The sequence below is a fragment of the Thiomonas sp. FB-6 genome, assembly GCF_000377645.1.
Taxonomy (GTDB): Bacteria; Pseudomonadota; Gammaproteobacteria; order Burkholderiales; family Burkholderiaceae_C; genus Thiomonas_A.
On the sequence record NZ_KB898478.1, the window covers coordinates 101,133 to 125,057 of the forward strand.

At 69.8% G+C, this 23,925-nt stretch carries 20 protein-coding genes; all 20 read left to right on the forward strand.

Translation table 11 applies throughout. The annotated features are described in order from the left end of the window. Positions 1-14 precede the first annotated feature (14 nt). The 20 genes from mreD (at position 15) to queA (ending at position 23,763) form a co-directional block, all read left to right on the forward strand. Positions 15-569: a rod shape-determining protein MreD gene (gene mreD / locus D466_RS0109095; protein WP_018913404.1), complete on the forward strand. Its 555-nt coding sequence runs from the start codon at positions 15-17 to the stop codon at positions 567-569. Next, positions 566-2,812 (forward strand): penicillin-binding protein 2, encoded by a 2,247-nt coding sequence (gene mrdA, locus D466_RS0109100; RefSeq protein ID WP_018913405.1) that lies wholly within the window; start codon positions 566-568, stop codon positions 2,810-2,812. Before mreD ends, mrdA begins: the two co-directional genes overlap by 4 nt. Further along, the gene (gene rodA, locus D466_RS0109105) at positions 2,809-3,924 is read left to right on the forward strand and encodes a rod shape-determining protein RodA (RefSeq protein WP_018913406.1); all 1,116 of its coding nucleotides are present in this window, start codon (positions 2,809-2,811) and stop codon (positions 3,922-3,924) included. Before mrdA ends, rodA begins: the two co-directional genes overlap by 4 nt. A 204-nt stretch (positions 3,925-4,128) precedes the next feature. Next, a complete protein-coding gene (locus D466_RS0109110; protein ID WP_038165829.1) occupies positions 4,129-4,632 on the forward strand; it encodes a DsrE family protein in 504 nt (167 codons plus the stop codon). An 86-nt stretch (positions 4,633-4,718) separates the two neighbouring features. Beyond that, positions 4,719-6,041: an FAD-binding oxidoreductase gene (locus D466_RS21240; RefSeq protein WP_196803456.1), complete on the forward strand. Its 1,323-nt coding sequence runs from the start codon at positions 4,719-4,721 to the stop codon at positions 6,039-6,041. A 203-nt stretch (positions 6,042-6,244) separates the two neighbouring features. Further along, positions 6,245-7,510, forward strand: a complete 1,266-nt coding sequence (locus D466_RS0109120; protein WP_018913409.1) for an ABC transporter substrate-binding protein — start codon at positions 6,245-6,247, stop codon at positions 7,508-7,510. Positions 7,511-7,631: 121 nt separating this feature from the next. Further along, positions 7,632-8,501: a branched-chain amino acid ABC transporter permease gene (locus D466_RS0109125; protein ID WP_018913410.1), complete on the forward strand. Its 870-nt coding sequence runs from the start codon at positions 7,632-7,634 to the stop codon at positions 8,499-8,501. Continuing rightward, positions 8,498-9,502: a branched-chain amino acid ABC transporter permease gene (locus D466_RS0109130; RefSeq protein ID WP_018913411.1), complete on the forward strand. Its 1,005-nt coding sequence runs from the start codon at positions 8,498-8,500 to the stop codon at positions 9,500-9,502. The genes D466_RS0109125 and D466_RS0109130 overlap by 4 nt, the downstream gene beginning before the upstream one ends. Continuing rightward, a complete protein-coding gene (locus D466_RS0109135) occupies positions 9,499-10,248 on the forward strand; it encodes an ABC transporter ATP-binding protein (protein WP_018913412.1) in 750 nt (249 codons plus the stop codon). Before D466_RS0109130 ends, D466_RS0109135 begins: the two co-directional genes overlap by 4 nt. A 27-nt stretch (positions 10,249-10,275) precedes the next feature. Beyond that, complete coding sequence (locus D466_RS0109140; protein WP_026285072.1) at positions 10,276-10,992, forward strand: ABC transporter ATP-binding protein; 717 nt, start codon at positions 10,276-10,278, stop codon at positions 10,990-10,992. A 143-nt stretch (positions 10,993-11,135) separates the two neighbouring features. Then, the gene (locus tag D466_RS0109145) at positions 11,136-11,957 is read left to right on the forward strand and encodes a gamma-glutamyl-gamma-aminobutyrate hydrolase family protein (RefSeq protein WP_156004149.1); all 822 of its coding nucleotides are present in this window, start codon (positions 11,136-11,138) and stop codon (positions 11,955-11,957) included. 116 nt (positions 11,958-12,073) lie between these two features. After that, entirely contained in the window at positions 12,074-13,681 is a 1,608-nt protein-coding gene (locus D466_RS0109150; protein WP_018913415.1) for a glutamine synthetase family protein, read from the forward strand. Next, positions 13,674-15,098, forward strand: coding sequence for an aminotransferase (locus D466_RS0109155; protein WP_018913416.1), 1,425 nt, complete (start codon positions 13,674-13,676; stop codon positions 15,096-15,098). The genes D466_RS0109150 and D466_RS0109155 overlap by 8 nt, the downstream gene beginning before the upstream one ends. Continuing rightward, complete coding sequence (locus tag D466_RS0109160; protein WP_018913417.1) at positions 15,085-16,260, forward strand: extracellular solute-binding protein; 1,176 nt, start codon at positions 15,085-15,087, stop codon at positions 16,258-16,260. Before D466_RS0109155 ends, D466_RS0109160 begins: the two co-directional genes overlap by 14 nt. Positions 16,261-16,434: 174 nt before the next feature. Beyond that, positions 16,435-17,502, forward strand: coding sequence for an ABC transporter ATP-binding protein (locus D466_RS0109165; protein ID WP_018913418.1), 1,068 nt, complete (start codon positions 16,435-16,437; stop codon positions 17,500-17,502). Between the two features lie 15 nt (positions 17,503-17,517). Beyond that, complete coding sequence (locus D466_RS0109170; protein WP_018913419.1) at positions 17,518-18,456, forward strand: ABC transporter permease; 939 nt, start codon at positions 17,518-17,520, stop codon at positions 18,454-18,456. Beyond that, entirely contained in the window at positions 18,453-19,265 is an 813-nt protein-coding gene (locus D466_RS0109175; RefSeq protein ID WP_018913420.1) for an ABC transporter permease, read from the forward strand. The genes D466_RS0109170 and D466_RS0109175 overlap by 4 nt, the downstream gene beginning before the upstream one ends. Positions 19,266-19,460: 195 nt before the next feature. After that, complete coding sequence (locus D466_RS0109180) at positions 19,461-20,858, forward strand: APC family permease (protein ID WP_026285075.1); 1,398 nt, start codon at positions 19,461-19,463, stop codon at positions 20,856-20,858. A gap of 302 nt (positions 20,859-21,160) precedes the next feature. After that, entirely contained in the window at positions 21,161-22,675 is a 1,515-nt protein-coding gene (locus D466_RS0109185) for an aldehyde dehydrogenase (RefSeq protein WP_018913422.1), read from the forward strand. Then, positions 22,675-23,763, forward strand: a complete 1,089-nt coding sequence (gene queA / locus D466_RS0109190; protein WP_018913423.1) for a tRNA preQ1(34) S-adenosylmethionine ribosyltransferase-isomerase QueA — start codon at positions 22,675-22,677, stop codon at positions 23,761-23,763. The genes D466_RS0109185 and queA overlap by 1 nt, the downstream gene beginning before the upstream one ends. The last annotated feature ends 162 nt before the right edge of the window (positions 23,764-23,925 follow it).

Here is a 23,925-nt window from a genome sequence, read left to right on the forward strand (position 1 = left end):
GCGAGGGCCCGGACATGAGTTCCCTGCGCGGACCGCGCCCATCCTCCGGCGACGGCCCCTCGCGCGGCGAGGTGCTGCTGCTGGCGGCGCAACCCTGGTTCATCTGGGTCACGCTGGTGGCCGCGCTGGTGCTCGAGTTCATGCCCCTGGGGCGCCAGCCCTGGCTGCCCGACCTGCTGGCCATGACCCTGGTGTTCTGGGCGGTTCACCAGCCGCGCCGCGTGGGCATCGGCTCCGGCTTCGTGTTCGGCCTGCTGATCGACGCCCAGCACGCGGCGCTGCTGGGTGAGCACGCGCTGGCCTACAGCCTGCTGGCCTTCTTCGCCGTCATGCTGCACCGGCGCCTGGTGTGGTTCTCGCTGCCCCAGCAGGCGCTGCAGATCCTGCCCCTGTTCGCGGCCGCGCGCCTGCTCGAGTTCCTCGTGGCCATGACGGCCGGCGCCTCGCCGCCGGGCCTGAGCTACGCGGCCGCGCCGCTGCTGCAGGCGGCGTTGTGGCCGCTGTTGAGCTGGCTGCTGCTGGCCCCGCAGCGGCGCGCACCCTCGCCCGACGAGAATCGGCCGCTGTGAACAGCCCGGAACTGAAGAACGTCGGGCGCGAACTGCTGCGCTTCAGGCGGCGCCTGCTGCTTGCCGTGGGCGGTGTCGTGCTGGCCTTCGGGCTGCTCATCGGACGCTGGCTGTGGCTGCAGGTGCTGCGCCACCGCCAGTACTCGCTGCAGGCGCGGGACAACCGCGTGGCCATCGTGCCGGTGCAGCCCTCGCGCGGGCTCATCGTCGACCGCAACGGCATCGTGTTGGCCGACAACTTCGCCGCCTACACGCTGGAGATCACGCCCAGCAAGACGGTGGGGCTGGCGGCCACCATCGCCGCGCTGCGCGCGGTGGTGCCCATCTCCCCGCACGACGAACGGCGCTTCCACGCGCTGCTGTCGCAAAGCCGCAGCTTCGAGTCCGTCCCCATCCGCAGCCGGCTCAGCGACGCCGAGGTCGCTCGTTTCGTCGCGCAGCGCTTCCGCTTCCCCGGCGTGGAGGTGCACGCCCGGCTGTTCCGCTCCTATCCGCTGGGCTCGCTGGGCTGCCACGTGATCGGCATGGTCGGGCGCATCAGCGCCGGCGAGCAGCAGCAATTGCAGGACTCCGACCAGGCCGCCAACTACCAGGGGGCCGACCACATCGGCAAGACCGGGGTGGAACTGGGCTGGGAACGCCAGCTGCACGGCACCATCGGCTTCGACGAGGTGGAGGTCAACGTCGCCGGCAAGCCGGTGCGCAAGCTGCGCAGCAAGCCGCCGGTACCCGGCAGCACCCTGGTGCTGTCGCTGGACGCGCGCATGCAGAAGCTGGCCGAGGATCTGTACGGCGAGCGCAGCGGCGCCTGCGTGGCCATGGACCCGCGCAGCGGCGAGGTGCTGGTGATGGCCTCGATGCCCACCTTCGACCCCAACCTGTTCGTCGAGGGCATCGATCCGCAGAACTGGAACCAGCTCAACACCGACCCCCGCCGCCCCCTGCTCGACCGCGTACTGCGCGGCACCTTCCCGCCGGGCTCCACCTACAAGCCCTACCTGGCGCTGGGCGCGCTGAGCCTGGGCCTGCGCACCGCCAGCTACACGCTGAACGACCCGGGCTTTTTCATGCTCGGGCACCACAAGTTCCGCGACGACGTGCCCGGCGGCCACGGCAAGGTGGACATGCACAAGGCCCTCGAAGTGTCCTGCGACACCTATTTCTACATGGTGGCCAACGACTGGGGCGTCGACGGCATGCACGACTGGACGCGCCACTTCGGATTCGGGCGCCTGACCGGCGTGGACCTGCCCGGCGAGGCGCGCGGCATCCTGCCCTCCAAGGCCTGGAAAAAGCACGCCTACAAGACCCCCGCGCTGCAACGCTGGTACGCGGGCGAGACCATCAGCCTGGGCATCGGCCAGGGCTACAACAGCTTCACCCCCATCCAGCTGGCCAACGCGCTGGCCACCATGGCCAACGGGGGCACGCGCCACAAGCCCCGCGTGGTGCGCATGGTGGAGGACATGGCCACGCACCGCTTCGATCCGACGCCCGCGGAAGTCGCCGAGCGCCTGCACCTGAACGCCGCGGACTGGCAGGTGGTGCACGACGGCATGGTGGCCGTGAACGCCGAAAAGCAGGGCACCGCCTACGCGGTGTTCAAGGATGCGCCCTACACCAGCGCCGGCAAGACCGGCACGGCCCAGGTGTTCACGGTGGGCCAGCACCAGCGCTACGAGTCCGCCGACCTCGCGCGCCACCTGCTCGACCACGCCCTCTACACCGTATGGGCGCCGGCGGACAACCCCACCATCTGCGTCGCGCTGATCGTCGAGCACGCGGGCTGGGGCGCCAGCGCGGCCGCGCCGATCGCGCGCAAGCTGATCGACTACCACCTGCTGGGCAAGCTGCCCAGCGACGAGGAAATCCAGAAGATCTCCGGGCGCAAGCCCGTGCCGCTGCCCTTTCGCTACGCCGGCGTGCGCGACGGGCTGCCGCCGGTGCCCGGCGCCCACGCGCCGCCCCAGGCGGGGGCTTCCTCCGCGGCCGAGGCCTCCAGCGCCGCGGCGCCTCCGGTGCGCCCCTGGCCGGCGGTTGCCTCCGCAGCGGCCTCCATGCCGGCTGCCCCGACCGGCCCGGCAGCACCCCGCGCCGCGGGCGGCTACGCGCAGGCGCGCGCCAGCGCCGCGCTGGCGCAGGAAGGGCGCTACGCTGGCGCGGCATGCGGCGGCGGCCCGCTGTTCAGCCGCTTCGGCGCCGCCCACGAATGCCCCTTGCCGGACGAAGGAGTGCGCCTGTGAACACGGTGATCGACCGCCCCTCGCTGCGTCAGCGCCTGCGCCCCTACGTCAGCGGCTTCGACCTGCCGCTGCTGTGCGCGCTGCTGATGCTGGTGGCCATCGGCTGCATCGTGCTGTTCTCCGCGCTGCAGGGCCAGCCCATCCATTTCAGCGACCAGTTGCGCAATCTGCTGTTCGGCCTGCTCGTGCTGTTCACGGTGGCTCAGGTGCCGCCGCAGCGCCTGATGCAGATCGCCGTGCCCCTGTACACGCTGGGAGTGGCGCTGCTTGTGGCCACCGCGGCCTTCGGTCTGGTGCGCAAGGGCGCGCGGCGCTGGCTGGACCTGGGGGTGGTGATCCAGCCTTCGGAAATCATGAAAATCGCCATGCCTTTGATGCTGGCGTGGTATTTCCAGAAGCGCGAAGGCCTGATCCGGCTGCGGGACTACGGCATCGCCGGCCTGTTGCTGGCCATTCCGGTGGGGCTGATCATGAAGCAGCCCGACCTCGGCACCGCCATGCTGGTGCTGTCCACGGGATTTTTCGTCATCTTCTTCGCCGGCCTGTCCTGGCGCGTGCTGCTGGCCGGCGCGGTGGCGGCGGCCGCGGCGGCTCCGGTACTGTGGCATTTCATGCACGATTACCAGCGCCAGCGCATCCTGATGCTGCTGGATCCGCAGTCCGATCCGCTGGGCACAGGCTTCAACATCATCCAGTCCATGATCGCCATCGGTTCGGGTGGGGTGTGGGGCCAGGGCTACCTGCACGGCACCCAGGCCCACCTGAATTTCGTGCCGGAATCCCACACGGACTTCGTGTTCGCGGTGCTGGCCGAGGAATGGGGCCTGGTGGGCAACGTGACCCTGGTGCTCAGCTATGTGTTCTTCATCGGCCGCGGCCTGTACATTGCGTCCCAGGCTCCCACGCTGTTCTCGCGTCTGCTGGCCGCGTCGATCACCATGATCTTCTTCACCTATGCCTTCGTGAACATGGGCATGGTCTCGGGCATCCTGCCGGTGGTCGGCGTGCCCCTTCCCTTCGTCAGCTACGGCGGCACGGCTCTGGCCACGCTGATGCTGGGCACGGGAATCCTGCTGTCCATCGCCCGCTCGCGCCGCCTGGTGCAAAGCTGAGCAGGTCCGGGCGCCGCCCTGGATATACCGTCCAGGGTATTTGTAACGATAAATCCGATAACACCCATGGGAAGAATCCATTGGACTTTTGCGGATTGTTGCGCAGAATGCGTTTTCGTTTTTCTATATAGGCATGTGTTTATGGATCGATTCGATCCTGCCGCGGCCGGCCTGGGCTGCACCACCCTCGAGGAGATTTTTGCCATGAAGCTGATTCGCGCTTTCCGGGCCGCGCTGCTCGCCCTCGGTCTCGGCCTGGCCGTCGCGGCACCGGCCGGCGCCGCCGATGCGCCGGCCCAACCGGTGGCCAAGTTCGACTTCGACCACCCCACCTTCGCCCATCAACTGCCCTTCGCCACGCGCCAGGTGGTGATCCAGGTGAGTGAGAACGACCCCACCTACTGGAACCTGGTGCTGAACAACGCGCAGAACCTGCTCGACTTCTTCGGCCAGGAGAACATCCGCGTGGTCGTGGTCGCCTTCGGGCCCGGCCTGCCCATGCTGCTCAAGAACAGCCCGGTGGCCGCGCGCATCGAATCCGAGAACAGTGAAGGCGTGGAGTTCGACGCCTGCCACAACACCATGAAGGCGATGGCGCGCAAGATCGGCCACATGCCGGTGGTGGTGCCGGAAGCCACCGTGGTGCCCGCCGGCGTCGCGCGCATCATGCAACTCGAACACGCGGGCTTCGCCTACCTGCGCCCCTGAGTTTTCCACCCCACGCCGGCCGGGCGTGGGGTCATCGCGGCCGGCGGCCACGCCCGCCGGCCCGCCCGCATATGCTGGACGGCGCGATGTCCTACGCGCCGTTCACGCCCCGTCCCCTGCCCCGGCTGGACGGCCATTGCCTGTATGCCGAGACGGCGCACGCCCGCCCGGAGTTGCCCGCGCTACGCGAAGCGGCCGAGGCCGACGCCTGCGTGGTCGGCGCCGGCATCGCGGGCCTGTGCGGCGCCATCGAACTGGCGCGCGCCGGCCTGCAGGTGGTGGTGCTGGAAGCCCGGCGCGTCGGCTCCGGCGCCTCGGGGCGCAATGGTGGGCAGGCGCTGGGCGACTTCGCCTGCGGCATCGAGGCGCTGGAGCGCAGGCTGGGCCCCGCCGGCGCCGAGCGTGCCTGGGAGATCTCGCAGCTGGCGCTGAGCCGCCTGCGCGAGCGCATCCGCGAGCACGTCATCGATTGCGACTGGCGCGACGGCGCCGTGCTGGCCGCCCGCGGCGAGCGCCAGGCCGCGGGCCTGCAGGCCGCGATGCGCCACCGCCAGCAGCGCTACGGTGCCGAGCAGCTGCGCTGGATGGGCGCCGAGGAACTGCGCGCCGGCCTGCTCAGCGAGCGCTACGCGGGCGGCGTGCTCGACCCGCTGGGGGGACAACTGCATCCGCTGAACTACACCCTGGGCCTGGCGCGCGCGGCACGCGCTTTGGGCGTGCGCATGCACGAGCACAGTCCGGTGCTGAGCCTGCGGGCCGGCTCCGGCGGCGGCCATCAGCTGGCCTGCCCGCAGGGACAGCTGCGCTGCCGCCTGCTGCTGCTGGCCGGCGGGGCGGTGCCCGGGCTGCCGCTGCGGCGCCTGCAGGCGCGCATCCTGCCGGTGGCCAGTTGCATATGCGCCACGGAACCGCTGGGCGCGGCGCTGCCGCCGGCGGGCTTCGCGGTGTGCGACACGGAATTCGTGCCGGACTATTTCCGGTTCTCGGCCGACGGGCGCCTGCTGTTCGGAGGCGGCGCGCATTGGCGGGCCGGGCGCGCGCTGCGCGATCCGGCCGAACGCCGCCGGCGCCTGCGGCGGGCCATGCTGCGGGTGTTCCCTCAATGGGAATCCCTGCGCATCAGCCACGACTGGGGCGGCTGGATCGACGTCAGCCTCAACCGCGCGCCCGATTTCGGTCGCCTGGGCCCCGCGGCGGTGTACCTGCAGGGCTTTTCCGGGCACGGCCTGGCACTTTCCGGCATGGCCGGGGAACTGGCGGCGCAGGCCTTGCTCGGAGGACCCGGCGCCAGCCCGGACTTCGATCTCATCGCCGGGCTGCCGCATGCGGCGCTGCCGCTGTCGGCCCTGTTGCGTATACCGATGGCCGCTTTCGGTGCATCATGGGGCTGCTTTCTGCATACATCGTGACAAACAGACGCATTCGAGCGCTTTTTTGTGTCGCTTTGCTGATTGTTTGACGACAAGGTCTTGCCTTGTTACTTTTTTGCGTCGCGCAACCCCGGCAAACCCGCATGCCGCAATGGGATTTCGGGTTCTAGCATCCGCGGTGCATCTTACCTACATCCCTAGAAGAGGCTCCCCAAGGCCCACGACAACCATTGGAGACCGCAATGCAGCAACCGCGCAAGCAAGGGCTTGGCAGCAGCGATTTCGACCGTCGCGATTTCATCAAGACCGCCGGCGCCACCGGCCTGGCCGCCCTCCTGACCCAGGCGCCCACCTGGGCCGCCAGCGAGAAACCCATCAAGATTGGCATGGTGGACCCCATCACCAGCACCTTCGCGGCGCTGGGCCAGAGTGAAATCAAGGGGGCCAAGTTCGCCGAGGCCGAGATCAACAAGGCCGGCGGCGTCATGGGCCGTCCGCTGCAGCTGTTCGTCGAGGACAGCGCCGGCAACCCCGGCGCCGCCGTCGACAAGTGCTCGCGCCTGCTGAGCCAGAACAACGTCGACTTCCTCATGGGCACGGTGAACTCGGCCGCCTCGCTGGCCGTGTCGCAATTCGCCGCTCGCCACAAGAAGGTGTTCATCGCCACCGGCGGCCACGTCGACGCGCTGACCGGCACCTCCTGCAACCCCTTCACCTTCCGCACCTGCTCGACCACCTGGATGCTGACCTCCGGGGACTTCGAGACCCTGTTCAGCAAGTTCGGCAAGAAGTGGTACTTCCTGACCACCGACTACGCCTTCGGCAAGTCCGAGCAGACCGACTACGAGACGCAGATCAAGAAGGCGGGCGGCACGGTGGTCGGCGGCGCGCTGGCGCCGGTGGGCACCACCGACTTCTCCTCCTACCTGATCGACGTGAAGGCCAAGGCCCCGAACGTGCTGTGCCTGCTGCTGGCCGGCAACGACCAGGTCAACGCGATGAAGCAGATCGCGCAGTTCGGGATCAACAAGGACATCGCCGTCGGCGGCGCCCTGTTCGAGCTCGAGCAGGCGCAGGCGCTTCCGCCCTCGGCCCTGTACGGCTGGTGGACCATGGAGTGGTACTGGAAGCAGCCGAAGACCCCGCACGTGGCGGACTTCGTCAAGCGCTTCGCCGCCGCCAACAACGGCGAGTACCCGACGGCGCGCGTGTGGTTCGGCTACGCGACGACCCACGCCTTCCGCCTGGCCGTGGAAAAGGCCAAGTCCACCGACACCTTGAAGGTGATCAAGGCGCTCGAAGGCCTGGAGCTGCCGCCCGAGGTCGCGCTGCAGCCGCACCTGCCGGTGTACCGCGCCGCGGACCACCAGCTGATGATCAGCATGTTCCCCGGCCACGTGAACACCGGGGGCAAGTACCCCGACCTGTTCGAGGTTTCGAACATCGTGGCGGGCGCCTCGATCGCCAAGTCGGCGGCCGAGATGGGCTGCAAGATGCCCACCGTCTGATCGCCTGATGGCGTCCGCCCGGAGCCTTGCACGGCCCCGGGCGGACGACTCAGCCGCGCATCGGGCTTTTCCACCCAACGCAGGCCGGTGCTTCCGTGCCGGCCCGCGCGGAGTCACCTTCGTGAGCGTCGTAGTCTTCTTCAACTTGTTCAACGGCCTGATCACCGGCGCCTTCTACGCGCTGCTGGCGCTGGGCCTGGCGCTGATCCTGGGCCTGAACAACACCATCAACTTCGCCCAGGGCACCTTCATGGCCCTGTCGGCGTATTTCGCCTACAGCCTGGCGCCCCACCTGGGCTTCTGGGGCGCACTGATCGTCGCGCCCCTGCTCTCCGGCGTGCTCGGCCTGGTGGTCGAGATGCTGCTGGTACGGCGCCTGTACAAGCGCGACCCGCTGTATTCGCTGCTGATGACCTTCGGCCTGGCGCTGATCATGCAGGACATGATCCGCACCGTCTGGGGCCCCGTCGGCGTGCCGCTGAGCATCCCGGATGCCCTGGCGCATCCGCTGAGCCAGACCTACTTCTTCCTCACGGGTTACCGGCTGTTCGTGGTCGCGGTGGCTCTGATCGGCACCGGCGCGCTGTTCGCGCTGCTGCGCTACACGCGCCTGGGCATCCGCATCCGCGCCGGCAACGCCGATCTGGAGACGGTGGCCTCGCTGGGGGTCAACATCTACCTGCTGCGCAGCGCCAACTTCGTCATCGGCATCATCTTCGCGGGCATCGCGGGGATCCTCGCCGCAGGCCAGCTCGGCCTGGACCCGACCATGGGTGACGGCCTGCTGATGCCCGCCTTCGTGGCCATCGTGGTCGGCGGCGTCGGCTCGCTGCTGGGCTCGCTGATCGGCGGGCTGCTGATCGGCCTGGCCGCCGGCTTCACCACGGCTTTCTATCCCGCGGCCAGCGAAGCCGTGATCTACCTGCTCATGGGGCTGATGCTCATCGTGCGTCCGCGCGGTCTGCTCGGCCAGGAGGGACTTCTGGAATGAGTGCAAGCGAAACCGCGGCCAAGCTGCCGGCGGCGCCCGGCAGGCGCCGCACGGCCAACCGCATCCACCCCGGCACGCTGGTGCTGGGCCTGTTGCTGGTCACCCTGCCGCTGTGGGTCACCCACGTCGGCGGCTACACCGACATCGTCTCGCGGGTGCTGATCTACGCGCTGGCGGCCATGGGCCTGAACCTGCTGCTGGGCTTCACCGGCGGCCTGTCCTTCGGCCACGCGGCGTATTTCGGCCTGGGCTCCTACGTGGTGGGCCTGATGCTCAAGTACGCCACCCACAGCGTGCCGCTGGCGCTGATCGCGGGCACGCTGGCCGGGGGCATCGTCGCCTCGGTGCTGGCGCCCCTGTGCGTGCGCCGGCGCGGCATCTATTTCGCGATGATCACCATCGCCATCGGCCAGTTGTTCTATTTCGTCGCCATCCGCTGGGCCTCGGTCACCGGCGGCTACGACGGGCTCACGGGCTTCTCGCGCCACGCCATCCACGTGCTGCCGAGCCTGACCTGGACCCTGGGTTCCACGGGCTTCTACTACCTCGTGCTGCTGTGCTTCGCGATCGCCGCGTGGGTCATTTTCGCGATCCTCAACTCGCCCCTGGGCCACAGCTTCGTGGCGGTGCGCGAGAACCAGAAGCGCCTGCGCTTCCTGGGCGTGAACGTGCACTTCTACGCCGGCGTGTCCTTCGCCATCTCCGGCTTCATCGTCGCGCTGGCCGGCGGGCTCAACGCCCTGCTGGACAACTTCACCTCGCCCAACAGCCTGAGCAACAACCTGTCGGGCGACCTGGTGATCATCGCGGTGCTGGGCGGCATGCGCAATTTCTGGGGCCCCTTCGTCGGCGCCGCCATCTTCGTGCTGGTGCGCGACTACGCCAGCAACGCCACCAGCAACTGGATGACGGTGATCGGCCTGATCTTCGTCCTGTCCGTGATGTTCTTCCCGCTGGGCGTCATGGGCTTCCTGCAACGCAAGGGCAAGGTGCAGTCATGAGCCTTCTCGAATTGCGCTCCGTGTCGCGCCGCTTTGGAGCGCTGCAGGCCCTGAGCGATATCTCCCTCCAGGTCGCCCAGGGCGAGCTGCGCGCGGTCATCGGCCCCAACGGGGCCGGCAAGACCACGCTGTTCAACCTGATCAGCGGCTTCTTCCCGCCCAGTGCCGGCGAGATCGTGTTCGAAGGCGAGGCCATCCAGCGGGTCAACCCGGCCGCGCTGGTGCGCCGCGGCATCATCCGCACCTTCCAGATCACCGAGGTGTTCCTGTCGCTGAGCGTGCGCGAGAACGTGCGCATCGCGGCCGAGGTCTCGCTGGGCTGGAGCGCGCGTCCGTGGCTGTCGCGTGCGCAGCGCGAACGCGTGGAGGAACGCGTCGACGAGTTGATGCACATGGTGGGCCTGACCGGCAAGGACGACCGCATCGTCGGCGAGCTCTCGCACGGCGACCAGCGCGTGGTCGAAGTGGCCATCACGCTGTCGCGCAAGCCCAAGCTGCTGCTGCTCGACGAGCCCACGGCCGGCATGGGCGACGAGGAAACCCAGATGATGACCGGGCTGATCCGCCGCCTGAATAAGGACCAGGGCATCACCACGCTGTTCGTGGAGCACGACATGGAGATCGTGTTCGGCATCGCCGACCGCATCACCGTGCTCGACAACGGACACTTCCTGGCCGAGGGCACCGCCCAGGAAATCGCCAGCAACCCCAAGGTGCAGGCGGCCTACCTCGGCCAGCAGGCCTGAGGCCGGGAAGTCAGCAAGGTACTGAACATGAGCATGGTCCTGGAAGTCGATTCGATCCATACCTATTACGGGAAAAGCCACATCCTTGATGGGGTCTCCCTGAACATCCGCGAAGGCGAACTGGTGGCGTTGCTCGGGCGCAACGGTGCCGGCAAGACCACCACGCTGCGCTCGATCATGGGCCTGACGCCGCCGCGCAAGGGCAGCATCAAGCTGTTCGGCAAGGACACCACCGGGGCGCCGGCGCACCGCGTGGCGACCGCCGGCGTGGGCTACGTACCCGAGGGGCGGCGCATCTTCGGCCACCTGTCGGTGCACGAGAACCTGCTGGTTTCGCGCCAGACGGAAGGAACCTGGAACATCGATGGGGTGTACAAGCTGTTCCCCCGCCTGCACGAGCGCCGCACCAGCAAGGGCGGGCGCCTGTCGGGCGGCGAGCAGGAAATGCTGGCCATCGCCCGCGCGCTGCTGCTCAACCCCAAGCTGCTGATCCTCGACGAGCCCTCGCAGGGCCTGGCGCCGATCATCGTGCAGGAAGTCATGCGCACGGTGGCCCGCATGAAGAGCGAGGGCATCGCGGTGCTGCTGGTGGAACAGAACGTGTTCGGGGCCCTGGAATTGGCCGACCGCGCCTACGTCCTGGGCGAGGGACGCGTGGTCTACGACGGAACCGCCGCGGAATTGCGCGCCGACACCTCGCGCATGGAGCAGCTTGCCGGGGTCGCGCACGCCGCGCACGCCTGAAGCCCGGGGGCAACAGTCCTGCCCCCATCAGGGTTTGCCCTTGCGCTTTCGGGCCTGCGGCGAGAAACTTGAGGCCTAGCGGTCCCGGCCGCGGGCCCCTCATGTCGCAGGGAGCCGCGGGCCGGGCGCGCCAGGCCCGGACCATGACCCATGCAGTGCCCCTGGTGGCGGTGGCCACCGACATCAAGACCCTTTGCGGCCAGCCCGTGCACGCGGTGGCGCGCAAGTACGTCGACCCCCTGCTCGAGATCGCCGGCTGCCTGCCGCTGCTGCTGCCGTCCTTCGGCACCCGCACGCCGGTGGACGACGTGCTCGCCTCGGTGCACGGCCTGTTGTTCTCCGGGTCGCCGTCCAACATCGAGCCCCATCACTACGGCGAAGCGCTGGACAACCCGGAGTCCCCGGCCGACCCCGAGCGCGACGCCACCACGCTGCCGCTGATCCGCGCCGCCATCGAGCGCGGCATGCCCGTGTTCGGCATCTGCCGCGGCTTCCAGGAAATCAACGTCGCCCTCGGCGGCAGCCTGCTGCAGCAGGTGCACTTCACCGAGGGCTACGCCGACCACCGGGAGGACGAAAGCCTGCCGCTGGAACAGCAGTACGGCCCCGCGCACGAGGTGCACGCGGTGCCGGGCAGCTGGCTGGAGGGCCTGGTCGGGCGCCCGAACTGGAGCGTCAACAGCCTGCACGGCCAGGGCATCAAGCGCCTGGCCCCGGGGCTTGTCGCCCAGGCGCACGCGCCGGACGGCCTGGTCGAGGCCTATACCCATGCCGACTCTGCCGGCTTGCTGCTTGCGGTTCAATGGCATCCTGAATGGCGCGCGATGAACAACCCGGTGTCCCGCAGCCTGTTCCACGCCTTCGGCGAAGCCTGCCGCGCCTACGCGGCGCAGCGCCTGGCCCCGCAAGCCCCGCAACGCAGGGCCGAGCGGGCCACACTGGTGGCACAAGCCGAAGCCGCGTGAACGGCAGGGCCTGAACCGGACTGCTGAACGCCTTCGCTCGAGCGAAGCCGCCCAGCAGTCCGGGCAGGGCCCAGGGGCCCCGGGTCGTTGGCCGGCGCGCATCACGCCCAGCCACCATGCAACCCACCTCCGCCCCCGAAAGCCTGCGCACGGCCCTGGCCGACGCCCCCGAGGCGATTCCCAGTGCGATTCCCAGCGCCATCCCCAGCGCCATCCCGAGCGCGGCTCCTGGCGCGCCTCCCGGCACGAATCCTGGCACGAAGCCCGGCGAGCCTTCCGCGCAGCACCCCGCCGAGCACCCCGCGCACCCCGCGCACCCCGCCTTGCCCGCGCTGCTGGCGCCCACTCCCGAAGACGGCGCCGCGCCGCGCGACTTCCCGCAACTCGAAGCCTGGCTGAACCGCAGGCGCATCACCGAGATCGAGTGCCTGGTGCCGGACCTGACCGGCGTGGCCCGGGGCAAGATCCTGCCGCGCAGCAAGTTCACCAAGGACCGCGGCATGCGCCTGCCGGAAAGCATCATCGGCCTGACCGTCACCGGCAACTGGCCCGAGGACGACAGGCTCGCCGAGCTGATCAGCGACATCGACCGCGACATGCACCTGGTGCCCGACCCCTCCACCGTGCGGCCGGTGCCCTGGGCCACCGACCCCACCGCCCAGGTGATCCACGATTGCCATTTCCGCGACGGCCTCGAGGTCGACTACGCGCCGCGCAACGTGCTCAAGCGCGTGCTGCGCCTGTACGAGCAGCGCGGCTGGGAGCCGGTGGTGGCGCCGGAGATCGAGTTCTACCTGGTGGCCAAGAACACCGACCCCGACCAGCCCCTGCACCCGCCGCTGGGGCGCTCCGGCCGCGCCGAGACCTCGCGCCAGCACTACAGCATCGACGCCGTCAACGAATTCGACCCGCTGTTCGAGGACATCTACGACTACTGCGAGGCCATGGAACTCGACGTGGACACGCTGATCCACGAAATCGGCGCCGGCCAGATGGAAATCAACTTCCTGCACGGCAACGCGCTGGACCTGGCGGACAAGGTGTTCTTCTTCAAGCGCACGCTGCGCGAGGCCGCGCTGCGCCACAACATGTACGCCACCTTCATGGCCAAGCCCATGGCGGAAGAGCCGGGCAGCGCCATGCACGTGCACCAGAGCGTGGTCGACCGCGTCACGCGGCGCAACCTGTTCAGCGCGCCCGACGGCACGCCGGCACCCGCCTTCCTGCACTACATCGGCGGCCTGCAGCGCTACGTACCCCACGTAATGGCGCTGTTCGCGCCCTACGTGAACTCCTACCGGCGCCTGGCCGGAGGGGATGCCGCCCCCACCAACGTCGAGTGGGGCACGGACAACCGCACCGTGGGCATCCGTGTGCCCGAATCGAATCCCCAGAACCGGCGCCTGGAAAACCGCGTGATCGGCGCCGACGCCAACCCCTACGTGGCGCTGGCGGCCACGCTGGCCTGCGGCTACCTGGGCATGGTCGGGCAGATCGAGCCGCTGCCGGAGATGAAGACCCGCGCCGACGGCCGAGGCCGCGCCGTCTCGCTGGCCCAGAGCCTGTCGGAGGCCGTGCGCCTGCTCGACGACGCACCCGAGCTCGAGAACCTGCTGGGGCGCCGCTTCTGCGGCATCTACAAGGCGGTCAAGACCAGCGAGCATGCCGAGTTCCTGAAGGTCATCAGCCCCTGGGAACGCGAACACCTGTTGCAGCATGTCTGAGCAGCCCGCCCCCGATCCCGCCGCCGGGCCCGCCGCCGCGCCCGGCGTCGACGAACTGCTGGCCGCCGACGTCGAGCACCACCTGCACCCCTTCACCGATCCGCGCGACCTGCAACGGCGGCCGCCGCGGCTCATCGTGCGCGGCGAGGGCGTGCGCATCTGGGACGGCGAGGGCCGCGAGATCCTCGACGCCATGTCCGGCCTGTGGTGCGTCAACCTGGGCTACGGGCGCCGCGACCTGGCCGACGCGGCCCACGAGCAGCTGCTGCGCCTGCCCTACTACAACACCTTCTTCCGCAGCACCACGCCGCCGGCGGCCGAACTCGCCCGCGAAATCACCGCGCTGGCGCCGGGGGGCATGCGCCACGTGTTCTTCACCGAAAGCGGCTACTCCGCCAACGACACCATGGTGCGCATCGTGCGGCGCTACTGGGAGCTGCGGGGACAGCCCGGGCGCAAGGTGCTGATCGCGCGGCGCAATGGCTACCACGGCAGCACCCTGGCGGCCGCCTCGCTGGGCGGCATGGCCGACATGCACGCGCAGGGCGGCCTGCCGCTGCCGGACTTCGAGCACATCGAGCAGCCGCACCAGCTGGCGCTGGCCCGGCCCGGCGAAAGCGAGCAGGAATTCGGGCTGCGCGCCGCCGGCTGGCTGGAACAGCGTATCGCCGAGATCGGCCCCGAGCGCGTCGCCGCCTTCGTCATGGAACCGGTGCAGGGCGCCGGCGGCGTGATCGTGCCGCCGGCCGGCTACGCGCGCGAAATCCAGCGCATCTGCCGGCGCCACGAGGTGCTGCTGGTCAGCGACGAAGTCATCTGCGGCTTCGGACGCCTGGGCCACTGGTTCGGTTGCCAGCACCCGCACATCGGCATCGAGCCCGACCTCATCACCTTCGCCAAGGGGGTCACCTCGGGCTACCTGCCGCTGGGCGGCGTGCTGCTCGGCCCGCGCGTGGGCGGCGAGCTGGCCGCGCGCGGCGGCGAGTTCGAGCATGGCTTCACCTATTCCGGCCATCCGGCCTGCTGCGCGGTCGCGCTGGCCACGCTGCGCGCGCTGCGCGCCGAGGGCGTGCTCGAGCATGTGCGCGAACGCGCGGAGCCGCGCCTGCGCGCGGGCTTCGCCGAGCTGGCCCGCCATCCGCTGGCCGGCGACCCGGCGGGCCTGGGCCTGACCGCCGCGCTGATGCTGTGGCGCGACAAGTCGCGGCGCGTGCCCTTCCCCGCCGAGGCGCAGGCCGGGCTGCGCTGCCGCGAGGCCTGCTTCGATGCCGGCGTGGTCATGCGCGCGGTCGGCTCGCGCATGATCGTGGCGCCACCGCTTGTCAGCACCGAGGCCGAGCTCGACGAGATGGTCCGGCGCATCGCCATCGCGCTGGATCGGACCCAGGCCGGGCTGCGGGCCGATGGCTGGCTCTAGCGCTGCACCCCTTGGCGCCTCGGCGGGGGCTGCCATTTCCCTGACGCAGTGGACCAGGCAGGCCCTGGCATGGGCGCTGGCGCTGCTGGCCGGCCTGCTCGCGCCCTGGGCGGCGCCGCGCGCGCAGGCCGCCGAAGCGGTGCTCAACATCTACAACTGGTCGGACTACATCGCTCCCACCACCTTGCCGGATTTCGAGAAACTCACCGGCATCCAGGTGCGCTACGACACCTTCGACAACAACGCTCCGCTGTTCGCCAAGCTGGTCAGCGGCGACTCCGGCTACGACATCGTGGTGCCGAGTTCGAACTGGGCGGCCATCGAACTGCGCGGCCGCCTGCTGCGCCCGCTCGACAAGGCGCGCATCCCCAACCTGCGCAATCTCGACCCGCGCCTGATGCGCCTGCTGCAGGGGGTGGACCCCGGCAACAAGTACCTGGTGCCGTGGATGTGGGGCTACGTCACCGTGGGCATCAACGAGGCGCGCGTGCGCCAGGCCCTGGGCACCATGCCGCTGCCCGCCAACCCCTGGGACCTGGTATTCGACCCGCGCTACGCCGACCGCCTCGGATCCTGCGGCATCTCCATGCTCGACTCCGGCGGCGACCTCATGGAAGCCGCGTTCAACTACCTGCACATCCCGCAGAGCACCGAGGATCCGGACGACTTCGCCCGCGCCTTCGCGCTGCTGCGCAAGGTGCGGCCGGACATCACCGAGTTCTCGTCCTCGGGCTACATCAACGACCTCGCGGGCGGCTCCATCTGCGCCGCCGTGGGCTTTTCCGGAGACATGGGCATCGCCGCCTTCCGCGCCTCCCAGGTTCCCCACGGCCCGAAGATCCGCGTGTTCCCCCCCAGCCACGGCGCGGTGATCCTGATCGACACCATGGCCATTCCCGCCACCGCGCGCAACGTGGACAACGCCTACCGTTTCATCGACTACCGGCTGCAGCCGGGGGTGTGCGCGGCCGACAGCAACGCCGTGTACTACGCCAACCCGGTGCCCGCCTCGCGCGCCCAGGTGCTGCCTCGCGTGGCCGGCAACGACTTCGTGTTCCTCGACCCCACGATGATGGACAAGCTGATCCCGCCGAAGGTGTACAGCGCCGAGCAGCGCCGCACGACCACCCGGCTGTACACCCGCCTTCGCGCAGGCCTCTGATCCGCAGCGCCGCGCAGCGATGCGACCGCCCAGCCCATGCCCAAGCCCACGCACAACCCCATGCCGGCGCCGCCTGTCGCGCCACCTTTCGCGCCACCTTTCGCGCCACCTGTCGCGCCCGCTCGCGGCCCCGCCGTCGCCGCCCCGCCCCCCACCTGCGCACAGCCCCCCTTCGTGCGCGTCGAGCACCTGGCCAGGCGCTATGAGGAGCTGAGCGCGGTCGACGACGTCAGCATCGACATCGCGCAGGGCGAAATCTTCGCGCTGCTGGGTGCCTCGGGCTGCGGCAAGTCCACGCTGCTGCGCATGCTCGCCGGCTTCGAGCGCCCCGACCGCGGCCGCGTACTGCTGGCCGGGTGCGACATCACGGCGCTGGCCCCCTACGAGCGGCCGATCAACATGATGTTCCAGTCCTATGCGCTGTTCCCGCACCTGAGCGTGTACGACAACATCGCCTTCGGCCCGCGGCGCAGCGGCATGGACCGGCGGGCCGTGGACCAGCGGGTGCGCGAGATGCTCGAACTGGTCGAACTGCAGGCCTACGCGCGGCGCAGGCCCCACCAGCTGTCGGGCGGACAGCAGCAGCGCGTGGCGCTTGCGCGCAGCCTGGCCAGGCGTCCCCAGCTGCTGTTGCTGGACGAGCCGCTGGGCGCGCTGGACCGCAAGCTGCGTGAACGAACCCAGATCGAACTGGTATCCATCCTGCGCCGGGTGGGCGTGACCTGCGTCGTGGTCACCCACGACCAGGAAGAGGCCATGACCATGGCCGACCGCATCGCCGTGATGCGCGAAGGCCGCTTCGTGCAGGTGGGCGAGCCCCTGGAGATCTACGAAAACCCCAAGAGCCGCTTCGTGGCCGACTTCATCGGCAACGTCAACCTGTTCGCCGGCGAACTGGTCACCGACGAGCCCGAGCGCTGCGAGATCCGCACTCCGGAGGCCTTGTTCCACGTCGGCCACGGCATCCCCGGCACGCTGGGCATGCGCGTCAGCGTCGCGCTGCGCCCCGAGAATATGCGCCTGCAGGCAGGCCATGCACCCGGCGCGCCCAACCAGTTGCATGCGCGGGTCGCCGCGCGCGCCTACCTGGGCAGCTACACCCAGTACGAACTCGAACTCGCCGGCGGCCGGCGCATCCGGGTGGCGCAGGCCAACGCCGACCGCCACGTCGAGGCCTTCGACGGCGGCGCGCCGGTCACCGTGCGCTGGAGCGAGACGGCCGCGATGGTGATCCAGGACTGAAGGGGCCCGGGCGCCATGCCAGCCTCCGCCCCCTCTCCCCGCGCCGAGCCTGGCTCGGCGCACCGGCCCCGGCGCAACTGGGGCCGCGCGGCGCTGATCGCCGCGCCGCAGGCCTGGCTAGGCCTGTTCCTCCTGCTGCCCTTCGCCATCCTGCTCAAGATCAGCCTGTCGGAAAGCGACATCCTGGGCATCGGCTTCGAGCCCATGGTCTCGCTGGCGCGGCAGAACCTGGTGATCAAGCTGCGCCTGGCGGCCTACATCGCGCTGGTGCACGACCACCTGTACCTGCTCACCTACCTGTCCTCGCTGGGCTACGCGCTGGCCACCACGCTGCTGTGCCTGCTCGTGGGCTACCCGTTCGCGTACTTCGTCGCGCGCGCCCGCCCGGGCCGGCGCCCCGCGCTGCTGATGCTGGTGATGCTGCCCTTCTGGACCTCCTTCCTGATCCGCATCTATGCCTGGAAGAACCTGCTGGACACCAACGGGCTGGTGAACCAGCTGCTGCTGGCCGCCGGCCTCGTGCAGGCGCCGCTGCACATGATGTTCACGCCCTTTTCCTTCATGATCGGCATGGTGTACGGCTACATCCCCTTCATGATCCTGCCGCTGTACGCCACCCTGGTCAAGCTCGACCCGCGCCTGCTGGAGGCCTCCGCCGACCTCGGCGCCACCCCGTGGCAGAGTTTCTGGCGCATCACCGTGCCGCTGTCGCGCCCGGGCGTGCTGGCCGGCTGCGCGCTGGTGTTCATCCCCGCGGTGGGGGAGTACGTGATCCCCTCGCTGCTGGCCGGGCCCTCGACCCTGAACATCGGGCGCATCCTGTGGGACGAGTTCTTCAGCAACCTGGACTGGCAGCGCGCCTCGGCGGTGGCCTTCGTGATGGTGGCGCTGGTCATGCTTCCCATCGTGCTGTTCAGCCGGGCGCGCGCGCGTTCCCTGGAGGCCGTGGAATGAACTCCGGCCGCGGCTTCGCGCGGGCCTGGATGGGCCTGGTCTACCTGTTCCTGTACCTGCCCATCGCGGTACTGGTGGTCTATTCCTTCAATGCCTCGCGCATGGTCACCGTGTGGGGCGGCTGGACCCTGGACTGGTACGCCGCCGCCGTAGCCGACCGCGAACTCATGCGCGCCCTCGGGCTGTCGCTGAACATCGCGCTGGCCACGGCCACCGTGTCGGTGCTGCTGGGCACCCTGGCAGCCTTCGCGCTCGCGCGCTACCGGCGTTTCGCCGGCAAGGGCCTGCTGAACCTGATGGTCAACATCCCCCTGGTCATGCCCACGGTGGTCATCGCGCTGGCCCTGCTGCTGTTCTTCGTCGCCGTGCAGAAGGCTCTGGGCTTTCCGCACAAGGGCTTTTTCACGATCTTCATCGGCCACACGGTCATGGCCATGTCCTACGCCACGGTCGTCGTGCAGTCGCGCCTGAAGGAGGTCGACCGCTCGCTGGAGGAAGCGGCGATGGACCTCGGGGCGCGCCCGCTGCAGGTGTTCCGGCTGGTCACGCTGGCCTCGATCTCCCAGGCCCTGGTCTCGGCCTGGCTGCTGTGCTTTTCCCTGTCACTGGACGAGGTGGTGATCTCGGCCTTCCTGTCCGGCCCCGGATCGACACCGCTGCCGGTGCTGATCTTCTCGCGCGCGCGCCTGGGCCTGAGCCCGACCATCCACGTGGTCGGCGCCGTCACGGTCTACCTGGTCGTGCTCGCGGTGGCGGCCTTCGGGCTGCTCATGGCGCGGCGCTCGCTCCGCCGGGCCGCCCCCGCCTGACCCCCCGCCGGGCGCGCCGCGCCCCACGCCGGCCGATTGCGTACGCAGGTCCCGGCACGGTGGATAATTCGCTGCCAAGTCCCCGGCCGGCCTTCCGGCCGGGCTTCCGGCCGAGCCATCGGCCGGATGGCTTTGCCGGATCCGCCGCCGCGCCCCGAGCGCCCAACGACACCGACCTGCCCGCTGCTGCCCGCCATGCCCCACCGACCGGAACCCGTCGCGCTCGACGGCAATGCTCTCGGACTCACCGAATCCACGATCATGGGGGTGGCGGGAACCGCCCCCGTGTTCTCCATCGCCGCGACCAGCGCCGCGCTGGTGGCCGGCGTGGGCGTGCTGGCGCCCGCCAGCCTGCTGTACTGCGGGCTGATCATGTTCGGCGTGACCTTCGCCTACATGCACCTGAACCGGCTGGACGCCAATGCCGGGGCCTCCTACGCCTGGGTGAGCAGCATTTTCAGCCGCGCCCTGGGTTTCCTGGCCGGCTGGGCCCTGCTCGTGGCCTCGGCCATGTTCATGGTCTCGGGCACGATCCCGGCGGCCACCGCCACGCTGGCCCTGGTGCATCCGGCCGCGATGGGCAACACCGCGGTGGTCACGCTGGTGGCCGCCGGCTGGCTGATCCTGGTCAGCGCGGTGATCCTCAAGGGCATCAAGCTGACCAGCTACGTGCAGGTCACGCTGACCATGCTCGAGCTCGGCATCCTGGTGGTCATCGTCGGCACCGCGCTGTGGAAGTTCTCCGCCGCGCCGGCACACGCCATCCACTGGTCCGACTTCGACCCCCGGGCCTTCAGCCCCCATGTCTTCACCCTGGGCGCGCTGACGGCCATCTTCTTCTACTGGGGCTGGGACGTCACGGTCAACCTCAACGAGGAAACGCGCGATGGCAGCTGGGTGGCCAGCGTGGGCTCGCTGCTGGCCATGCTGATCATCATCGCGCTGTTCATCCTGTTCATGGTGGTGGCGCTGATGGCGCTGAGCGACAAGGAGATCCAGGGCGCCAACACCAACATCATGCTGGCCATCGCCGACAAGCTGTTCCCGCGCCCGTGGAACTACATGGCGGTGCTGGCCGTGATGCTCAGCACCCTGGGCACGCTGGAGACCTCCATCCTGCAGTTCACCCGCACCATGTTCGCGCAAAGCCGCGACGGCATGCTGCACCACCGCTACGCGCACCTGCACCCGACCTGGGACACCCCCTGGGTGGCCACGCTGGCCATCGCCGGCTTCGGCCTGCTGCTGCTGTTCCTGGCCTCCTTCATCCCCACGGTCAACCAGATCATCCAGGATTCCATCGACGCCATCGGCTTCCAGGCCTCCTTCTACTATGGGCTGGCCTGCCTGGCCTGCGCCTGGTACGTGTGGAAGCACCAGCGCGGATCGTGGTTCCACGTGGTGTTCTTCCTGCTGTGGCCGCTGTGCTCCGGGCTGTTCCTGTGGTTCATCGGCCTGTACAGCCTGCCCACCTTCGACGCCATGACCAACACCATCGCCATCGGCGGCGTGCTCATCGGGCTGGTGCCGTTCTGGCTCAACCGCAGGAAGGCCTTCCCCACGGCGCAGGCGCAGCCGGTCAACGAACTCTGAGCCCCGGCCCGCGCAGGCCCCACCCCGCCGTGGCGAAGCCTGCGAGCACCGCGCGCAGGCGCCAACCGGATACGTATGCGGACGTCATCGTGCCCGCGGCGCGCCCGGCAGGAGGGATTTGGCGAACACGATGCCCAAGACGGCCGGCGCGTTCCGCATGAACGGGGCCCCGGCCGCGGAGCCATCGCGCGCATGGCGGCGGGCTCCGGCACGCAGGACGTAGGCGGGGACAAACGTGCGAAGATTGCACCTGCGCGCGGCCGAGTCACGGTGTGCGCCTACCCCCGATCGAGGAGCCCCTGATGAATCAACCCACAGCGCGCGACACCTGGCACGCCCGCGCGGCCGACCGCATCTCCGCCGGCATCGACGGGCGCCTGCTCATCGATGGCCACCGCTACCACGCGGTGGACGGGCGCTGCTTCGACTGCGTCTCCCCGCTGGACGGCAAGGTCATCGCCCGCGTGGCGCGCGGCCAGGCGGCCGACGTGGAACTGGCCGTGACCAGCGCCCGCGCCGCCTTCACCGACGGGCGCTGGAGCGCGCGCTCCCCCGCGGCGCGCAAGAAGGTGCTGCTGGCCTTCGCCGAGCGCATCCGCGCCGCGCGCGAGGAACTGGCGCTGCTGGAGACCCTGGACATGGGCAAGCCCATCGCCGCCGCGCTGTCGGCCGACGTGCCCGGCACCGCGCGCTGCATCCAGTGGTACGCGGAGGCGGTCGACAAGGTCTACGGCGAAATCGCCCCCACCGGGCGCGACGCGCTGGCGCTGGTCAGCCGCGAGCCGGTGGGCGTGGTCGGCGCCATCGTGCCCTGGAACTACCCGCTGCTGATGACCTCCTGGAAAATCGGCCCGGCGCTGGCCGCCGGCAACAGCGTGGTGCTCAAGCCCAGCGAGCGCTCGCCCCTGAGCGCGCTGCGCCTGGCCGAGCTCGCGCTGGAAGCCGGCCTGCCCGAAGGCGTGTTCAACGTGGTGCCGGGCTTCGGCGCCGAAGCCGGCGAGGCGCTGGCGCTGCACATGGACGTGGACGCCATCGGCTTCACCGGCTCCACCCGCACCGGCCGGCGCATGCTGGAATACGCCGGACGCAGCAACCTCAAGCGCGTGTTCAACGAGCTCGGCGGCAAGTCGGCCAACATCGTGTTCGCCGACTACGAGGACCTGGAGCGCGCCGCCGCTACCGCGGCCGGCGCCATGTTCTACAACCAGGGCGAATCCTGCAACGCGCCCTCGCGCCTGCTGGTGCAGGACAGCATCGCCGACGCCTTCGTCGAACGCCTGGCCGCGCTGACCCCGGGCTATGCCCCCGGCGACCCGCTGGACCCGACCACCCGCCTGGGCGCGCTGGTCGACGCGCAGCAGACCGCCACCGTCATGGACTACATCCAAAGCGGGCTGCAGCAGGGCGCGCGCTGCGTGGCCGGCGGCGAGCAGGTGCTGCAGGAGACCGGCGGGCAGTTCGTCGCGCCCACGGTGTTCGACGGCGTGGACAACACCATGCGCATCGCGCGCGAGGAGATCTTCGGGCCGGTGCTGTCGGTGATCCGCTTCTCCACCGAGCAGGAAGCGCTGCGCATCGCCAACGACTCCAGCTACGGGCTGCACGCGGCGGTGTGGACCCGCAGCCTGGACCGCGCGGTGCGCGTGTCGCGCGCGCTGCACGCCGGCACCGTGCACGTCAACGAATACGATGAGGACGACATCACCGTGCCCTTCGGCGGGGTCAAGCAGTCCGGAAACGGGCGCGACAAGTCGCTGCACGCGCTGGACAAGTACTCCGAGCTGAAGACCACCTGGATGCGCATCGACCCGGCCTGATGTCCCAGCCCAGCCCCACCTCCGCGCTGCGTCCCGGCCAGTTCTCGCTGGCCGACTTCGACTTCGAGTTGCCGCCCGAGCTGATCGCGCAGCACCCCACCGCGCAGCGCAGCGCCAGCCGCCTGCTCGACGCCCGCGGGGACCTGCGCGACCGCGTGTACACCGAGCTGCCCTCGCTGCTCGAACCCGGCGACCTGATGGTGTTCAACGACACCCGGGTGATCAAGGCGCGGCTGTTCGGCGCCAAGGCCTCGGGCGGGGCGGTGGAGCTGCTGGTCGAGCGCGTGCTCGACGGCCACGAGGTGGTCGCGCACATGCGCGCCAGCCGCAAGCCCGCCGCCGGCAGCCGGCTGAGCATGCAGGGCGGCTTCGAGGCCGAGGTGCTGGGGCGCTGGCCGCAGCCCGACGGCGCGCTGTTCCACCTGCGCCTGAGTGGCGAGCCCTACGCGCTGATGCAGGCCCACGGCCACGTGCCGCTGCCCCCCTACATCACCCACGCCGACGACGCCGACGACGCGCGGCGCTACCAGACCGTGTTCGCGCGCGTGCCCGGCTCGGTGGCCGCGCCCACGGCGGCGCTGCACTTCGACGAGGCGCTGCTGGAGCGCCTGCGCGAGCGCGGCGTGCGCAGCGCGCACCTGACCCTGCACGTGGGCGCCGGCACCTTCCAGCCGGTGAAGGTCGATGACCCCGCCCACCACCCCATGCACAGCGAGCGCTTCATGGTGCCCGGCGCCACGCTGCAGGCCATCGCCGAGACCCGCGCGCGCGGCGGGCGCGTGCTGGCCGTGGGCACCACCACCGTGCGCGCCCTCGAATCGGTGGCCCGGGATCTGGGCGCCGAAGGCCTGGCCGCCGGCGCCGCGCGGGACTGGAGCGGCGAGACGGACATTTTCATCGCCCCCGGGCACCGTTTCGCCTGGATCGACCTGATGCTGACCAATTTCCACCTGCCCCGGTCCACGCTGCTGATGCTGGTCAGCGCCTTCGCCGGCATGGAGCCGATCCGCCGGGCCTATGCGCATGCGGTGCGGGAGCGGTACCGGTTCTTCAGCTACGGGGACGGGATGTTGCTGGAGCGGGGGTGAGGACGCGCATGGTTCATGCGCTGGATCAGCCTTCGCGGGGTTGACCCGGATTCAGGGGGGTGTGCGCGGGCGGCCATCCTTCCTATAGTTGCGAAAACGCATGGATGCGGACTTTTGCTCCGAATGTGTCATTTCGTAACTTTTGCAACCAGGTCCAGACAT

Bases quoted from the DNA above. Each gene is read 5' to 3' on its own strand.
- D466_RS0109170 (WP_018913419.1), top strand. From the start codon at position 17,518: ATGCCAGCCTCCGCCCCCTCTCCCCGCGCCGAGCCTGGCTCGGCGCAC.
- D466_RS0109110 (WP_038165829.1), top strand. From the start codon at position 4,129: ATGAAGCTGATTCGCGCTTTCCGGGCCGCGCTGCTCGCCCTCGGTCTC.
- D466_RS0109130 (WP_018913411.1), top strand. From the start codon at position 8,498: ATGAGTGCAAGCGAAACCGCGGCCAAGCTGCCGGCGGCGCCCGGCAGG.
- queA (WP_018913423.1), top strand. From the start codon at position 22,675: ATGTCCCAGCCCAGCCCCACCTCCGCGCTGCGTCCCGGCCAGTTCTCG.
- D466_RS0109175 (WP_018913420.1), top strand. From the start codon at position 18,453: ATGAACTCCGGCCGCGGCTTCGCGCGGGCCTGGATGGGCCTGGTCTAC.
- D466_RS0109150 (WP_018913415.1), top strand. From the start codon at position 12,074: ATGCAACCCACCTCCGCCCCCGAAAGCCTGCGCACGGCCCTGGCCGAC.
- D466_RS21240 (WP_196803456.1), top strand. From the start codon at position 4,719: ATGTCCTACGCGCCGTTCACGCCCCGTCCCCTGCCCCGGCTGGACGGC.
- D466_RS0109140 (WP_026285072.1), top strand. From the start codon at position 10,276: ATGAGCATGGTCCTGGAAGTCGATTCGATCCATACCTATTACGGGAAA.
- D466_RS0109160 (WP_018913417.1), top strand. From the start codon at position 15,085: ATGGCTGGCTCTAGCGCTGCACCCCTTGGCGCCTCGGCGGGGGCTGCC.
- D466_RS0109120 (WP_018913409.1), top strand. From the start codon at position 6,245: ATGCAGCAACCGCGCAAGCAAGGGCTTGGCAGCAGCGATTTCGACCGT.
- D466_RS0109155 (WP_018913416.1), top strand. From the start codon at position 13,674: ATGTCTGAGCAGCCCGCCCCCGATCCCGCCGCCGGGCCCGCCGCCGCG.
- D466_RS0109185 (WP_018913422.1), top strand. From the start codon at position 21,161: ATGAATCAACCCACAGCGCGCGACACCTGGCACGCCCGCGCGGCCGAC.
- mreD (WP_018913404.1), top strand. From the start codon at position 15: ATGAGTTCCCTGCGCGGACCGCGCCCATCCTCCGGCGACGGCCCCTCG.
- D466_RS0109180 (WP_026285075.1), top strand. From the start codon at position 19,461: ATGCCCCACCGACCGGAACCCGTCGCGCTCGACGGCAATGCTCTCGGA.
- D466_RS0109135 (WP_018913412.1), top strand. From the start codon at position 9,499: ATGAGCCTTCTCGAATTGCGCTCCGTGTCGCGCCGCTTTGGAGCGCTG.
- D466_RS0109145 (WP_156004149.1), top strand. From the start codon at position 11,136: ATGACCCATGCAGTGCCCCTGGTGGCGGTGGCCACCGACATCAAGACC.